1 protein-coding gene and 1 pseudogene are annotated in these 977 nt (G+C 51.6%); both read left to right on the top strand.

What is annotated here, in order from left to right; translation table 11 throughout:
- Nucleotides 1-753, top strand: a pseudogene (locus tag R7Z77_RS24285) (hypothetical protein); the annotation flags it as partial.
- On the top strand, nucleotides 753-977 hold a 225-nt coding region (locus R7Z77_RS24280), incomplete at its 3' end, for a DTW domain-containing protein (RefSeq protein WP_318136919.1). The pseudogene R7Z77_RS24285 and the gene R7Z77_RS24280, both read left to right, overlap by 1 nt.

The following is a 977-nucleotide window of genomic DNA, read 5'->3' as shown; positions in this document are numbered from 1 at the left end:
AAATACAGCTACTCAAACGGTCAAGACCCATTAGTGGAACGCGGCTTCTGGCAACAGTTGAGCCCGTCGCAAGTTCAAGTTGTGATGACCCACCACCAGCAACAACGTTTGATGTCTGAGCGACTCTTTACGCGCGAAGGCAACCAACTCAAAGCCACCAAGGAAAAAGTGGGCAGCATGGTGTACCCGATCGCCGATGGTGGCTTAGTGCTTTACCCAGCAACCGTTCGTGATGCAGGCGTTCAACAACCGGCGGCGAAGCGCGCAGACCAACCTAGCGGCAGTGCTGACGTCCCATCCAGTGCCGATTTCGATTCCAAAGTCGATGCTGCGGTACGAAACTACTTTTTCATTCATCAAACCGACCCAAGCAATAACCAATACCGCTGGTTAACGTACGATCTCAGTGGAGATGGCAATGAAGAACTGCTGGTTCAATTGGATTGGTGCGGCTCAGGCGGTTGTACGCTCTTGGTGTTCGAAAACCATGAAAAAGAATGGCGCTTCAATAGTCGAATTACACTGGTAAGAAGCCCAATGATGCTCGGCCAACAAACGTCGCACGGTTGGCGCGACCTGATTTTCGATGTTAGTGGCGGCGGCGCAACACCAGCAAAACATGTCATGCAGTACACTGGCGTAAGCTACCCTCTGAACCCGAGCATGGCACCAACAGCCACACCAGAACAAATCAGTGGTGTTCGTCTGTTTTCGGATGGTATTAGCCCTGTGCGTGAAGGGGTTCGACTGTAATGTCACAACCGTGTCCCCATTGCGGTTTTCTGTTCAACTGTATTTGCTCGCTGGTGCCTAAACTCACCAGCAAGCACGACATACTGCTATTGATGCACCCAAATGAGCTAACTCGTGACACCAATACGGGCCAGCTATTACAGCATTGCCAACTCAACGTCGAGCAAGCAATCTGGGATCGCAAACAACCACCAGCAGAGTTGCTCACTCGCTTGGCTGATCCT

The organism is Vibrio sp. 1401 (genome assembly GCF_033340295.1).
Note: the sequence above shows the minus strand (reverse complement) of the source record. Positions and strands in the feature narration are given on the sequence as shown.